Below are 14,577 nucleotides of genomic sequence, written 5' to 3' on the forward strand. Positions count from 1 at the left end.
CATCGCGAGCAGGATCGCTCCCACAGGGGATCAGCGGTGTTGAATACATAAGTGACATACCCTAACGTCGCCTCATCAGCCACTCTGCGACACAAGGCCCGTCAATGCCGACTAACGGACAACAATCCCTCGAAAGGACGATTCCGGCGCTGACCGTGCTGCCGCGTCCACTGTATGCACGGGCGGAAAGCCTGAACGCCGGTTCGTGGACGCCGCCTCACCGACATGACTGGGAGCAATTTTCCTACGCGATCAGCGGCGTTCTCGGCGTACACACCGCCGAGGGCAGTTTCTTTGCGCCGCCGCAGTGGGGGATCTGGATTCCGGCGGATTTCGAACATCAGGTCGTGACCTCGATGCGCGCCGAGATGCGCAGTCTGTATGTGCGTCGCGAGGATTGCGCATGGGCGGACGGACGTTGTCGAGTGCTGGAAGTGACGCCGCTGGCCCGGGAGTTGATCAAGAGTTTTTGCCTGCTGCCCGTGGAGTATCCGCAGGGCGACAGCCCGGAAGTACGGCTGGTGAGTGTGCTGCTGGACCAGTTGGCGAATCTGCCCGAAGTTGGTTTCTCGCTACCGTTGCCGCGCCATGAGCGCTTGCTGGGCCTGTGCAACGAGCTGATCGAAAGTCCGGAGCGGAACGTGACCTTGCAGGAGTGGGCGGAGCGACTGGGCACGTCGGAGAAAACCTTGATGCGCCTGTTCCAGCGTGAAACCGGATTGAGTTTTCGCGGCTGGCGTCAGCGGATGCGATTGCTGTCGTCGTTGAGTTTGCTGGAGGAGGGGGACAGCGTGACGAATGCCGCGTTGTCCTGTGGATATGACTCGACGTCGGCGTTTATTGCGGCGTTCAAAGGGTTGTTCGGGTTTACCCCCGGAGAGTTGTTTCGGCAGTGATGGCGCCTTCGCGGGCAAGCCTCGCTCCTACAGAGGGCGTGGTGTGTCCTTGTAGGAGCAAGGCTTGCCCGCGAATGGCCGCGAAGCGGCCACCGGGATTTCGGATCAGGTGCGGAAACGACGAACCAACCCATCCAGCTCATTCGACAACCCGGCCAGGCTCTGGGAATCCAACCGCGCCGAGTTCGCCAGTTCCGCCACCAACTGCGCATCGCCATGGATCTGGCTGATGTGCCGATTGATGTCTTCCGCCACCTGGTGCTGTTGTTCGGCCGCCGTGGCGATCTGGGTGTTCATGTCGCGGATCACGTCCACCGATTCACGAATCTGCCCGAAGCTGCTGCGCGCCTCGCCGATGCGGGTCACCGACTGCTGGGACACTTCCAGGCTTGCGTGCATCTGCTGAGTCACCTGGCTGGTGCGCTTGGCGAGGTTGCCAAGTAGCCCGTCGATTTCCGCCGTGGAATCGGCCGTGCGTTTGGCCAAGGCTCGCACTTCGTCCGCCACCACCGCAAAACCGCGACCTTGCTCACCGGCCCGTGCAGCCTCGATGGCAGCGTTCAGCGCCAGCAGGTTGGTCTGTTCGGCGATCGAACGAATAGTTCCGAGAATCGACTGAATGTCATTGCTGTCGCGTTCCAGCTGTTGCATCGACTGGGCCGACTGTTCGATTTCCTGGCTCAGTCGATCGACGCTGGTTACCGCCGCATCAATCTGCTGCTGACCTTCACGCGCCTGGCGCTGGCCACTGTCGGCCGATTCGGCGGCCTGACTGCAGGAGCGCGCGACTTCGTTGGCGGTGGCAACCATTTCGTGGAACGCGGTCGACACCATGTCCACGGCTTCACGCTGACGCCCGGCCGCTTCAGCCATGTCGCTGGAGACCTGGGTCGAGCTCTTGGAGGTGGCGAGGATTTTGGTCGCAGCGCCGCCGATGCTTTGGATCAGGTTACGAATCGCCGCCAGGAACTGGTTGAACCAGTTGGCCAGTTGCGCGGTTTCGTCGCTGCCACGGATTTGCAGGTTTTTGGTCAGGTCGCCTTCACCCTGGGCGATGCCTTCCAGGCCATCGGCCACGCTGCGGATCGGACGCACGATGACGCTGGCGAAACTGGCGCCGACGATGGCGAAGACCACTGCCAGCACGGCTGCGATGATTGCGATCAACCAGGTCAGTTGGGTCGCGGTGCTCATCACGTCGCTTTGCTTGATCAGGCCGATGAAGGTCCAGCCCAGTTGCTCGGACGGCCAGACGTTGGCCATGTAGCGCTCGCCATTGAGTTCGACTTCGACCAGGCCTTTGCCGGCCTTGGCCAGTTGCGCATAACCCTCACCGAGGCTGCCCAGGGCCTTGAAGTTGTGTTCCGGTTGTTTCGGATCGACCAGTACGGTGCCGGAGTTTTCCAGCAGCATCAGGTAGCCGGTTTCGCCGAGCTTGATCTGTTTGACCAGTTCGGTGAGCTGTTTGAGCGACACGTCGATGCTGACCACGCCGCCGTTGGTGCCCAGCTTGTTGTCGATGGTGCGTACGGTGCTGACGTAGGACGTATCATTTTCGGCCCAGTAATAGGCCTCGGTACGGAACGGCTTGCCCGGTTTGGCCTGGGCCGCCTTGTACCACGGACGCTGGCGCGGGTCGTAGTTGGCCAGCTTGGCATCGTCCGGCCACGACACGTAACCGCCGGCCGCAGTGCCGAGGATGGCGTAGGCGTAGGACGGATGAGCGTTACCCAGGTCCTGCAGGAAGCCGAAGACTTTTTTGTCCATCTCGCCCTGGGGAATGCTCGCGGCGTTGGCATTCATGTAGGTCTTGAGGCTGTCGTCGGAGTTCGTGATCAGCGGTTGCTTGGCCAAGTATTCGACGTTCTGGCTGATGCCGTCGAAGAATAGTTGCATGGCATTGCTGACCTGACGGATTTCACGACCGCTGTTGTCGACGAATTCGTCCTTGGCATCACTGCGCAAGTTCAGCACAACGAGGGTGGCGACCAGCACCACGGGCAGGCAGGCGATGATTGCAAACGCCCACGTCAACTTTTGTTTGATGTTCATCCGCGCTCCAGATTTTCTTGTAGGCCCACGCAGTGCAGATGACTCGCGGAATTATTGGCAGCCGTAAATGGATTTGTTGAACCCGATCCCTTGGGTGCGCCATCGTCTTCTGTCGGAACGATCGTCGGACAATTCACTTTGCTACTGATGAATTCGGCCGCTGGTGGAGGAAATTGAGGGCTGTTGAAAAAAATCCTGCGAACGGAAGGGGCCGGTATGTCGGATTCTGTCGCAAATCCCCTCGCATCCCTGCTCCAACAAGTGCTGCCGGCTCGGCTATGATCCTTGGCGGTCGATGAACGTCGGCGGTTTTGCCGGTTTTTTTCGGCACATTGTGTGCATCCGCAACGTTCATAGGTCGGCAACCCCTCCCCCGAACGAGTGGATTGCCGTATAACGAATGACTTTCGCGTGTTTGGTAATAAAGGACCCACAATAAAAGCTGATGAAGACTCCAAAACGCATTGAACCCCTGATCGAGGACGGTCTGGTCGACGAGGTGCTGCGCCCACTCATGAGTGGTAAAGAAGCAGCTGTTTATGTGGTGCGCTGCGGCAACCAGTTACGTTGCGCGAAGGTCTACAAGGAGGCGAATAAACGCAGTTTCCGTCAGGCGGCCGAGTATCAGGAAGGCCGCAAGGTGCGCAACAGCCGTCAGGCCCGTGCGATGGCCAAAGGCTCCAAGTTCGGCAAGAAAGAAACCGAAGACGCCTGGCAGAACGCCGAAGTGGCGGCGTTGTTCCGTCTGGCCGGCGCAGGTGTTCGGGTCCCTCAGCCTTACGACTTCCTTGAAGGCGTGCTGTTGATGGAACTGGTGGCCGACGAGTACGGCGATGCCGCGCCGCGTCTGAACGACGTGGTGCTGGAGCCGGATCAGGCGCGCGAGTATCACGCGTTCCTGATTTCGCAGATCGTGCTGATGTTGTGTACCGGCCTGGTGCACGGCGACCTGTCCGAGTTCAACGTACTGTTGACCCCGACCGGCCCGGTCATCATCGACTTGCCGCAAGCGGTGGACGCGGCGGGCAACAACCACGCGTTCAGCATGCTGGAGCGCGACGTGGGCAACATGGCGTCCTACTTCGGGCGGTTTGCCCCGGAGCTGAAAAGGACCAAGTACGCCAAGGAAATGTGGGCGTTGTACGAAGCCGGCACCTTGCACCCGGCCAGTGTCTTGACCGGCGAGTTCGACGAACCGGAAGAGTTGGCCGACGTCGGCGGGATCATGCGCGAAATCGAGGCGGCACGCCTGGATGAAGAGCGCAAGCAAGCGGTCCGCGCGGCAGATGACGCGCCACCGAACAAGACCGAAGAACCGCCTCCGCCCTGGATGCAGTGATCGGTTGACGAAAAACCCGGCTTCGGCCGGGTTTTTTATAGATGTCTTTCTCGGTCTCCAAACACCGGCGAGCCCCTGTAGGAGCGAGCTTGCTCGCGATGGTCGTCAACGATAGCGCTATTAGCCTGATACCCAGCGGCGTTCTCAGGTTTATCGCGAGCAAGCTCGCTCCTACAGGACTGAATGTGAACACCTCCACCCGCAACGCCCAGCTGATCATCGCCGCCCGTCTGATCTCGGACTTCGGCGCCTTTCTCAACATGGTCGCCCTGGCCACCTACGTCTACCTGCTCAGCAACAGTGCCATGAACGTCGGCATCTTCCTCGCCAGCCGCGTGGGTGGAGGGATTTTCGCCAGCCTGATCGGCACGAGGTTTTATCGCCGCTGGGCCGGACGCTTGCCGTTGATCGCTTTCGACCTGTTGCGCGCCGGGCTGCTGGGATTGCTGCTGGTGTTGCCAGTCAACCAACAAGCGCTTTTGCTGCCGGTGATCGCTTTCGGTCTGGGCTTCGGCAATTCAATGTTCGCCATCGGCCTCAACAGTCAGTTGCCGCACTTGATCGATGGCGAGCACTTGCTCAAGACCAACGCCTGGATCACCTCCGCATCGTCGGCGGCGATGGTTGGCGGAAGTCTGGTGGCCGGCCTGTTGGTGGCGGCTTTTGGCTTTGAAACGGTCTTCGCGCTGAACGTGGTCACTTATCTGCTGGCCGCGTTGTTTATCCTGCCGCTGCGGTTTGCCGGACCTGCACTCGGTGCCGAGCCCCGTCACGAACGAAGCGAGTGGTCGACCTTGCGTCAGGGGCTGCGCGCAACGCCGGTGGTGGCCGCGATGCTCCGTCACCATGGCCGACACCCTGGGCAGCGCCGCACACAACGTCGGTTCCCCGATCCTCTCAAAACTGCTGACACCCGAATCGGCCAGCACCACGCTGGGCCTGATGCTGGCGGTCTGGGCCAGTGGGAAGTTGATTGGCGCACGGATCGCCAGTCGCCTGAAAGGCTCGGACAACGTAAACCTGGAGCGACGGTTTTTCTTCGGCGTGTTGCTGATGTCCTGTGGCTTCATCCTGATGTTCCAGCAGCAAACGCTCTACGGTTTGCTACTGTTCTCACTGCCGGCAGGGCTGGGCGACGGCTTCTCTGAAGTCGGCCTGATGTCGCGTCTGCAACGTGAGCCGGACAATTTGCGCCTGCCGATTTTCAGTTTCCTGACGTTGCTGCAAATGACCGGGTTCGGCATTGGCATGCTGATCGCCGCGCCGTTTTATTCATGGTGGACGCCCGGTGCGGTGGTGCTGTTGTTCCACGGCATTCCCCTCACCACGTTGCTGGTAGTGAAGGGGCTCGCGATCAGGGGCGAGCGGGTGCGGCGCAGCAACCCGACTCAAGATTTTTGAGGATCGGGCAGTCCGGACGGTGATCGCCGTGGCAGTGCTCGACCAGGTCCAGCAAGGTGTCGCGCAACTGACCGAGTTCGAGGATTTTCTGGTTGAGCTCGTCGATGTGCTGACGAGCCAGGGCCTTCACGTCAGCACTGGCGCGCTGACGGTCCTGCCAGAGGGTCAGCAGTTTGCCGACCTCTTCCAGTGAAAACCCCAGGTCCCGCGAACGCTTGATAAACGCCAGCGTGTGCAAGTCGTCATCGCGGTACACCCGGTAACCGCTGTCGGTGCGATGGGCCGCCTTGAGCAAACCGATGGCCTCGTAATAACGGATCATCTTCGCGCTCAGGCCACTTTGGCGGGCTGCTTGGCCGATGTTCATCGGTTGTCCTCCAGATCCTTGGGTTTCCAGGTTTTCAACAGTAGCGCATTGCTCACCACGCTGACGCTCGACAACGCCATCGCCGCGCCCGCCAGCACCGGGTTGAGGAAGCCGAACGCGGCCAGCGGAATGCCGATCAGGTTATAGACGAAGGCCCAGAACAGATTCTGACGAATCTTCGCGTAGGTCTTGCGGCTGATTTCCAGCGCGGCCGGCACCAGTCGCGGATCGCCACGCATCAGGGTGATGCCGGCCGCGTGCATGGCGACGTCGGTGCCGCCACCCATGGCAATGCCGATGTCCGCGGCGGCCAGGGCCGGGGCGTCGTTGATCCCGTCGCCGACCATCGCCACCACGCCGGTTTTCTTCAGTTCGGCGACGGTGGCGGCTTTGTCGGCCGGCAGCACTTCGGCGTGGACATCCTTGATGCCGAGCGCCTCGGCCACCACTTTGGCGCTGCCGCGATTGTCGCCGGTCAGCAGATGGCTGCTGATGCTGCGGGCGCTGAGTTGTTGCACCGCTTGCAGCGCGCCGGGTTTGAGGGTGTCACCGAAGGCGAACAGACCCAGAACGGTCGGTTGCGGACGTTGCTCGATCAGCCAGGACAGGGTCCGGCCTTCGGTTTCCCACGCAGTGGCCGAGTCAGCCAAAGGACCGGCGCTTAGTCCGCTCTCTTCCAGCAAGCGCCGATTCCCCAACGCCAGCCGCCGACCCTCGAGCGTGCCCGCGATGCCCCGCCCCGTCAGCGATTGACTGCCGCTGACATCCGCCACGGTCAAACCGCGCTCGACGCACGCATCGAGCACCGCCTTGGCCAGTGGGTGTTCACTGCCGCGTTGCAGGGCACCGGCCAATTTCAGCAGGGCGTCCTCATCACCGTCGATGGCACTCAAATGGGCGATGCGCGGCGCACCCGAAGTCAGCGTGCCGGTCTTGTCGAACACCACGGCGCTGACTTCATGGGCACGCTCCAGTGCTTCGGCGTCCTTGATCAGAATGCCGTAGCGCGCCGCCACACCGGTGCCGGCCATGATCGCGGTTGGCGTGGCCAGACCGAGCGCACAAGGGCAGGCGATCACCAATACCGCGACGGCATTGATCAGCGCCGTTTCGATGGGCGCGCCGTACAGCCACCACCCAATCAGTGTCGCCAGTGCAATCAGCAGAACCGTTGGCACAAATACCAGGCTGACTTTATCCACCAGTTTCTGGATCGGCGCTTTTGCGGCTTGCGCGTCTTCCACCAGACGGATGATCCGCGCCAACACCGTTTCCGCGCCCAAGGCCTGGGTGCGCACCAGCAACCGGCCTTCACCATTGATGGCGCCGCCGGTGACCTTGTCGCCGGGCTGTTTCGGCACGGGCAGGCTCTCGCCGCTGATCAGTGCCTCGTCGGCGTGGCTCTGGCCTTCGACCACTTCGCCGTCCACGGGAAAGCGTTCGCCGGGTTTGACCAGCACCAGATCGTTGAGGCGCAAGGCGCTGATGGCGACGTCCTGTTCGCGGCCTTCGATCACTTGAATGGCCCGCTCCGGACGCAACGCTTCGAGGGCGCGGATGGCGCTGGCGGTCTGGCGTTTGGCGCGGCTTTCGAGGTATTTGCCCAACAAGACCAAGGCGATCACGACTGCCGAGGCTTCGAAATAAAGATGTGGCATGCGCCCGGCAGCGGTGGCCCATTCGTAGAGGCTCAAGCCATAACCGGCGCTGGTGCCGAGGGCGACTAGCAGATCCATGTTGCCGGCACCGGCGCGCACCGCTTTCCATGCGGCCACGTAAAAGCGGGCGCCGAAGATGAATTGCACCGGCGTGGCTAACGCGAATTGCACCCACGCCGGGAGCATCCAGTGCACACCGAACGGTTGCAGCAGCATCGGCAACACCAGCGGCAAGGCGAGGGCGATCGCCATGATCAAGACCCAGCGCTCACGGTGCAGGCGCTGTTGTTGAGTGTCGGTTGTCGGGTGTTCGACTTCCCAGACGCTGGCGTTGTAGCCTGCCTTGGTCACGGCAGCGATCACGCTTTGTGGATCGATCTGGCCGAGCAGTTCGAGGTGGGCGCGTTCGTTGGCCAGGTTGACGCTGACACTTTTGACCCCCGGCACCTTGGCCAGCGCCCTTTCGACCCGGCCGACACACGACGCGCAGGTCATGCCGTCGATGCTCAGTTCCAGACTCTGCTGCGGCACGCTGTAACCGGCCTGCTGCACCGCGTCCATCAACGCCGGCAGGCTGTCGCTGGGCGCCTGGACACGCGCCTGCTCGGTGGCCAGGTTGACGCTGACAGCGGAGGCGCCGATGACTTTGCTCAAGGCACGCTCGACACGTCCGGCGCAACTGGCGCAGGTCATGCCGGCAATCGGCAGATCGAAAGTGGTGGTTCCGGACATCGGGCGCGCTCCCTGTAGTAGATGCCTACAGGATCAACCTTGCCATGCTGGCAAGGTCAAGCGCCAATATCAAAGTGCTGAAACTGCCTTTGTAAGAGCGAGGCTTGCCCGCGAAGGCGCCGTGACAGTCGACGAGGATGTGTCTGAAATACCGCCTTCGCGGGCAAGCCTCGCTCCTACAAGGGATCTCAATAATCGAGGGAAGCAGGCTTCAGATACATCCCTTCCTGCGTCATCGCAATCCGGAACTTCAACACATCCCCGGCCTTGAGCGTGATGTTCTGCGACCCCGGCGCCAACATCCCCGGGTTGCAGCCCGGCGCCTGGCCCGGCAGCAGTTTCAGGCGCAGGGAAACATTGCCCGGCGGCAGGTTGAACGAGGTGCTTTGTTCCTGAAACAGCCGCGCCGACAGTTGATCCTGGATATACACGCCAATTTCGCAGTTGGTCGACACTTCCAGGCGCTCGCGGGAAATGATCAACACGCCGTAATCCTCCCCGGCAGCATTGACCGAGGGCACGGCAGCGAAAAGGCTGAGGAAGCCAAACAGGCTGAGAGCTGACCAGCGCATGGCTGAATCTCCTGAGATCGAGTCATTGATGCACGCAGCTTGGCGGAGCGCGACGCCGATTGCCAGCCCGGCAGATCACTTCAGAACTTGACCTTGCCATGGTGGCAAGCTCGAGACTGCTCGCAACCTCACTCAAGGAGTCATTCCATGCAAGTGTTCAACGTTCAAGGCATGTCCTGCGGTCACTGCGTCAAAGCCATCACTCAAGCACTGCAGGCGAAGGATCCCGCGGCCAGCGTGCGGATAGATCTGGCGGCAAAGGAAGTCGGCGTCGAGAGTGCGTTGACCGCGGATGAAGTGATCGCAGCGATCACTGAAGAAGGCTACGAGGCGAAAGTCGCCTGAAGCCGCACGTAAATTCTGTAGGAGCAGAGCTTGCTCGCGAATGCGGAGGGTCAGACGTCATTGATGTGGCTGACACTCCGCCTTCGCGAGCAAGCTTTGCTCCTACAGGGGGGAGGCGTTCTTTCTGTGGTTTTTAATAGTTAGCGAGCTATCGGAATGTTCAAGGCGCCCCCACGCAGCTAGACTGTGGAGCTGCCGACCTCAGCCCTGGATGCCTGATGAACTTCCGTACCATTTTGATACTGGGCGCCCTGACCGCTTTTGGGCCGCTTGCAATCGACTTTTATCTGCCGGCGTTCCCGGCCATGGCGCTGGCGTTCGGCACCGATGAACAACACGTTCAGCTGACACTGGCGGCGTATTTCCTGGGTTTGTCCATTGGTCAGCTGATGTACGGCCCGGTGGCGGATCGTTTTGGCCGGCGCGTTCCGTTGCTGACGGGCGTTGGTCTGTTCACCGCCGCTTCCTTGGCGTGCGCCTATGCGCCGAACCTTGAATGGCTGCTCGGTGCGCGTTTTGTCCAGGCGCTGGGCGGTTGCGCGGGGATGGTGATTTCCCGGGCGATTGTCAGTGACAAATGCGATGCGGTGGGCTCGGCCAAAGTCTTTTCCCAGTTGATGCTGGTCATGGGCCTGGCGCCGATTCTCGCGCCGATGCTCGGCGGGTTGCTGGTCAACACCACGGGCTGGCAGTCGATCTTCCTGGCGCTGAGCGGTTTCAGTGCCTTGGCGGCGCTGGCCGTGGCGCTCGGCTTGCCGGAAAGCATGCCCGCGCATGTGCCACGTCAACCGCTGTCGGGCGCGCTGCGTCAGTACGGTCGCCTGTTGTCGGACCCGGTGTACCTCGGTCACGCCCTGACCGGTGGCATCGCCATCGCCGGGATGTTTGCCTACATCGCCGGTTCGCCGTTCGTCTTCATCAAACTCTACGGCGTACCGGCCGAGCATTTCGGCTGGTTGTTCGGCACCAATGCGGCGGGTTTCATTCTGGTGGCGCAGGTCAACGCGCGGCTGCTGGCCAAGCGTGGCCCCGCGTTTTTGCTGGCGCGTACCGTGTGGATTTACCTGGCGGCCGGCCTGACGCTGCTGGCCGTCAGTTCGCTGCACACCGAGCAGTTGTGGCCGCTGCTGGTTCCGCTGTTCATCTGCATCGCCAGCCTCGGCTGCATCCTCCCCAACGCTTCGGCCTGTGCCATGAACGGGCAGGGCGCCCGCGCCGGGAGTGCGTCAGCGATGCTCGGGTGCCTGCAATTCAGCGTCGCCGCCGGTGCTGCGTCGCTGGTGGGTATTTTGTACGACGGCAGCGCCGTGCCGATGGCCATGGTCATCAGCCTGTGCGGAATTCTGGTGGTGAGCGTGGCGATGCTCACCCGACGTTTGCAAAATGCCCGGGCGTTGGTGCAAGCCCAGGTGTGAGGAAGGTCTCAGCCGGCAGCGCGCTGCTGCTGGACGGGAATCTGATGAGGGGCGTGCAATCGTGCTTCAAGGGTTCGGGTGAAAGCGCGAGCTTCTTCTTCGCTACGGAACGTCACCGCGTGTTGGTCCAGGCGGACTTGCCACTGGGATTTTGCCAATTCTTTTATCAGGATCTTCATTGCTGACCTCCTCGGTTAAAAGATTGCATCGCAGAGTTCACGATTGTAGACCCGAATACGATCGCAATTATGACAACGGTCAACCTTCGGACTGACGGTGTCGTCCATTCGGACGACGCTTGTATCAATATGTTTCAGAAGCCTTCGAGCACAATCTTGCCCTTGGACTTGCCGCTTTCCAGCAGCTTATGCGCACGCCGCAGATTCGCCGCGTTGATGGTCCCGAAGTGCTCGCCCACCGTGGTTTTCAGTGTCCCGGTGTCGATCAGCCCGGCCACGCGGTTGAGCAGTTTGTGCTGCTCGATCATGTCCGCCGTTTCGAACAGCGAGCGGGTGTACATGAACTCCCAGTGCAGGGACAGGCTCTTGCGTTTGAGCTTGGTCACGTCCAGCGCTTTCGGATCATCGATCAGCGCGAGTTTGCCTTGTGGCGCCAGGGCCTCGACCAATTGATCGAGATGTTGATCGGTCTGGGTCAGGCTGGCGATGTGGGTCACCTGCGCAACGCCTGCGCGTTTCAGTTCTTCGTCGAGCGGCTGGCTATGATCGATCACCAGATCGGCGCCCAGCTCACGCACCCAGCTCTGGGTTTGCGCACGGGAAGCGGTGCCGATGACTTTCAAGCCGGTGAGTTGACTGGCCAGTTGCGTCAGGATTGAACCGACACCGCCGGCCGCTCCGACGATCAGCAGGCTCTGACCTTCATCGGTGTTGCCTTCGCGAACTTGCAGGCGTTCGAAAAGCAATTCCCACGCGGTGATGGCGGTCAGCGGCAACGCCGCCGCTTCGGCGTAACCGAGGGTTTTCGGCATGTGGCCGACGATCCGCTCGTCCACCACGTGCAGTTCGCTATTGCCGCCGGCGCGGGCAATCGAGCCGGCATAGAACACCTTGTCGCCGGCCTTGAACAACGTCACTTCGCTGCCGACGGCCTTGACCACGCCGGCCACGTCCCAGCCCAGCACTTTTGCCGCGCCGCCTTCGGGCTGGACGTTCTGGCGAACCTTGGTGTCCACCGGGTTGACCGAGATGGCTTTGACTTCCACCAGCAGGTCACGCGGGCCGGCGACCGGTTCCGGCAGTTCGATGTCTTGCAGGGATTTTTCGTCGCTGATCGGCAACGAGGCGTAGTAGGCAATGGCTTTCATGAGTGATTCCGGAACAGTTATAGAGGAAGGGATCAAGCCACGGAGCGCAGGCGCTTGAGATCGAAGTGTTCGATCAGGTCGCCGGCCCGGGCGCGAAAGTTCTGGATGTGCGCGCTGGCGTCGTGGGCCTGCAGCGCTTCGTCGCTGCTCCATTGTTCAATCATGTAGAAGGCCAGTGGATTGGCGAGGTCCTGATGCAGGTCGTATTGATCGCAACCGGCTTCGTCGCGGGTCGGTTCCAGCAGTGCGCGCAAGTGTTGTTCGAGCGCGTCCTGCTGGCCGGCTTTGGCGATCAGGGTGGCAATGGCGGTAAAAGGCTGGGACATGGTCGACTCCGGGAGCGGTGTGATTTCGATGCAGCAGATGATTGGCTATTTCTATGCAAGATAAAACCCGCTAAAAGAGCAGTCTCTTTCAATATTTCTTTGATAATCGAGGCTGAAAATGCTGCGTTTCGATGACTTGCAGTTGTTCGTCCGGGCGGCGGACCTGGGCAGCCTGTCAGCGGCGGCGCGGGGAATGGACATGTCGGCGGCGGTGGCCAGTGCGGCGTTGAAGCGAATTGAACAGCAACTCGGCGCCCGGTTACTCGCCCGTTCCACGCGCAGCCTGCGTCTGACTGCCGAGGGCGAAGGATTTCTCGAGTATGCCCGGGCCGCGCTGAGCAACCTCGACGAGGGCCGCCGTTTGTTGGCCAGCGGTCAGGACCAGGTCAGCGGGGTGTTGCAGCTGTCGGCACCGTCGGATTTCGGTCGCAACCTGCTACTGCCCTGGCTGGACGAGTTCCAGCGCGAACACCCGAAGCTCACGGTGCGCCTGTTGCTGGGCGACCGCATCGCCGATCTGTTCCGCCAAGCGGTGGACATTGCCCTGCGCTACGGTGAGCCGGAAGACTCCAGCCTGGTGGCGCTGCCCATCGCCCCGCACAACCGCCGCGTGCTCTGTGCCGCCCCGAGCTACCTGGCCCGGCATGGCGAACCGCGGCAATTGGAGCAACTGGCGCAGCACAATTGTCTGTTGTTCATGCTCGGCAGCCGGGTTCACGACCATTGGAGTTTTCACGACGGCAAACGCGAAGTCAGCCTGACCGTCAGCGGTGATCGCTTCAGTGACGATGCCGATGTGGTGCGCTTGTGGGCCGTGGCGGGTGCCGGGATCGCCTACAAATCCTGGCTCGATGTCGCCGCCGATGTGTTGGCCGGTCGCCTGAAAGTGCTGATGCCGGAACTGCTCTGTGAGCGCGCACCGCTGAATTTGCTGTGCGCCCATCGCGCACAATTGAGTAAGCCGGTGAACCTTTTGCGGGAAATGCTTGCCAGCCGATGTACTCGATTAGGCAGTCAATTTCCCGTATTGGCGGGTGTCGGTCATTAGTCGCAGGCAAATAGCGAAATTTCTCTCAGGATCAATCACCACCAATGGTTTCCGGAGGGCAGGAACCGACGGTCAACACGCTTATACTAGCGCCCGCCTCATGTACGCACCGTCGCTCTCGCCATGGCGAGTCCGCGTTCGAGTCGGTCAGGCTCCACCGTCAATCTACGGCCTTTGCAACGTCCTCGAAGCAATGGCTTGTGTGAGTGGATGGCTTTGCCCGGTTTATGGCGGTTACCACGTCTTGGCCGACGACACATTACTGGTCAAGATGTCTCCGAGCAGTAGACGAAACGATTCAACAGGGAGTGAATACATGGAACATGCACCTTGCATCAGCCAGATCGCCACGTTGCTGGCTGACCCAAAGCGCAGCGCAATGATGTGGGCCTTGATGGACGGCGCTGCGCGGCAGACCGAAGAGCTGGCATTGCTGGCCCGCCTGTCGCCGTCTTCGGCCAGTGCACACCTGGGGCGTTTGTCCGCCGGAGGTCTGTTGAAAGTCGAAACCCGCGGCCGCAAGCGATTCTTCCGGTTGGCCGCACCCGAAGTCGGGGCCGCGATAGAAGCGCTGGCCAGTGCGACGATCGCCAGCACACCTCGGGACATGCCCGATATTTTCAAACGCACCGCCCCCATCCCCCAACGTCAGGCCGCGCCCTCGTCTTTGTTGCGCGCCCGGCTCTGCGACGATCATTTAGGCGGCACGCTGGCCGCCGATCTGTATCAGCGCTTGCTGGATGCGGGCTGGATCGAACAGTTCGATCATCGGGTGTCGATCACGCACAAGGGCGCCACGCAACTGGCGACACGCGGCGTTTTCGTCCAGGCGCTGGCGCAGAGCACCAGCCGGGCCGCCTGTGCCTGTCCTGACTGGAGCGAAAGACGTCCTCACATGGGCGGTTCACTGGGCGCGGCGTTGCTGCAGTTGTTCATGCAGTCCGGCTGGTTGAGCTTGCCGAACGATTCGCGCGCCTTGCACGTCACCGCGACGGGGCAGCGTGAAATCCACCGGTTCGCCAAGGAGACCGAGCTGGAGTTGGCGTTGTAGACTCGCCTAGGGAACGTTGGCGGTACACGGTTCAATGTGGGAGCGAGC

13 protein-coding genes and 2 pseudogenes are annotated in these 14,577 nt (G+C 61.4%); 7 read left to right on the plus strand and 8 right to left on the minus strand.

The window, feature by feature from the left end; all coding sequences use genetic code 11:
* The first annotated feature begins 104 nt into the window (after positions 1-104).
* Entirely contained in the window at positions 105-896 is a 792-nt protein-coding gene (locus ACA066_RS03275; RefSeq protein ID WP_497698109.1) for an AraC family transcriptional regulator, read from the plus strand.
* 105 nt (positions 897-1,001) lie between these two features.
* On the opposite strand, the gene ACA066_RS03280 is transcribed toward ACA066_RS03275, so the two are convergent.
* Positions 1,002-1,769 (minus strand): methyl-accepting chemotaxis protein, encoded by a 768-nt coding sequence (locus ACA066_RS03280; RefSeq protein ID WP_390959830.1) that lies wholly within the window; start codon positions 1,767-1,769, stop codon positions 1,002-1,004.
* A 90-nt stretch (positions 1,770-1,859) separates the two neighbouring features.
* Positions 1,860-2,948, minus strand: a pseudogene (locus ACA066_RS03285) (cache domain-containing protein); the annotation flags it as partial.
* Positions 2,949-3,393: 445 nt separating this feature from the next.
* On the opposite strand from ACA066_RS03285, the gene ACA066_RS03290 reads away from it, so the two are divergent.
* Positions 3,394-4,287, plus strand: coding sequence for a PA4780 family RIO1-like protein kinase (locus ACA066_RS03290; protein WP_497698110.1), 894 nt, complete (start codon positions 3,394-3,396; stop codon positions 4,285-4,287).
* Positions 4,288-4,472: 185 nt separating this feature from the next.
* Positions 4,473-5,688 (plus strand): annotated as a pseudogene (locus ACA066_RS03295) (MFS transporter).
* On the opposite strand, the gene cueR reads toward ACA066_RS03295, so the two are convergent.
* From cueR to ACA066_RS03310, 3 genes are all read right to left on the minus strand, one after another.
* Positions 5,642-6,055, minus strand: a complete 414-nt coding sequence (gene cueR / locus ACA066_RS03300; RefSeq protein ID WP_497698111.1) for a Cu(I)-responsive transcriptional regulator — start codon at positions 6,053-6,055, stop codon at positions 5,642-5,644. The pseudogene ACA066_RS03295 and the gene cueR overlap by 47 nt on opposite strands.
* Positions 6,052-8,445 (minus strand): heavy metal translocating P-type ATPase, encoded by a 2,394-nt coding sequence (locus ACA066_RS03305; protein ID WP_497698112.1) that lies wholly within the window; start codon positions 8,443-8,445, stop codon positions 6,052-6,054. The genes cueR and ACA066_RS03305 overlap by 4 nt, the downstream gene beginning before the upstream one ends.
* Before the next feature lie 188 nt (positions 8,446-8,633).
* On the minus strand, positions 8,634-9,017 hold the full coding sequence (locus ACA066_RS03310; protein ID WP_253435896.1) for a hypothetical protein: 384 nt from the start codon (positions 9,015-9,017) through the stop codon (positions 8,634-8,636).
* A 147-nt stretch (positions 9,018-9,164) separates the two neighbouring features.
* Here ACA066_RS03310 and ACA066_RS03315 point away from each other — a divergent pair, with 147 nt between their 5' ends.
* Complete coding sequence (locus ACA066_RS03315) at positions 9,165-9,362, plus strand: heavy-metal-associated domain-containing protein (protein ID WP_497698113.1); 198 nt, start codon at positions 9,165-9,167, stop codon at positions 9,360-9,362.
* A gap of 218 nt (positions 9,363-9,580) precedes the next feature.
* A complete protein-coding gene (locus tag ACA066_RS03320; RefSeq protein WP_497698114.1) occupies positions 9,581-10,777 on the plus strand; it encodes a multidrug effflux MFS transporter in 1,197 nt (398 codons plus the stop codon).
* An 8-nt stretch (positions 10,778-10,785) separates the two neighbouring features.
* Here ACA066_RS03320 and ACA066_RS03325 read toward each other — a convergent pair whose 3' ends face one another.
* From ACA066_RS03325 to ACA066_RS03335, 3 genes are all read right to left on the minus strand, one after another.
* The gene (locus tag ACA066_RS03325; protein WP_497698115.1) at positions 10,786-10,956 is read right to left on the minus strand and encodes a hypothetical protein; all 171 of its coding nucleotides are present in this window, start codon (positions 10,954-10,956) and stop codon (positions 10,786-10,788) included.
* A 134-nt stretch (positions 10,957-11,090) separates the two neighbouring features.
* Positions 11,091-12,104 carry a zinc-binding alcohol dehydrogenase family protein gene (locus ACA066_RS03330; protein WP_497698116.1) on the minus strand — a complete coding sequence of 338 codons (1,014 nt, stop codon included), beginning with the start codon at positions 12,102-12,104 and terminating at the stop codon, positions 11,091-11,093.
* Positions 12,105-12,136: 32 nt separating this feature from the next.
* Complete coding sequence (locus ACA066_RS03335) at positions 12,137-12,430, minus strand: putative quinol monooxygenase (protein WP_497698117.1); 294 nt, start codon at positions 12,428-12,430, stop codon at positions 12,137-12,139.
* Positions 12,431-12,548: 118 nt separating this feature from the next.
* Between ACA066_RS03335 and vimR the strand changes: the two genes are divergently transcribed.
* Entirely contained in the window at positions 12,549-13,478 is a 930-nt protein-coding gene (vimR, locus tag ACA066_RS03340) for a transcription regulator VimR (protein WP_497698118.1), read from the plus strand.
* Positions 13,479-13,794: 316 nt separating this feature from the next.
* On the plus strand, positions 13,795-14,529 hold the full coding sequence (locus ACA066_RS03345) for an ArsR/SmtB family transcription factor (protein WP_497698119.1): 735 nt from the start codon (positions 13,795-13,797) through the stop codon (positions 14,527-14,529).
* The last annotated feature ends 48 nt before the right edge of the window (positions 14,530-14,577 follow it).

This window comes from Pseudomonas sp. LBUM1651 (assembly GCF_059716135.1).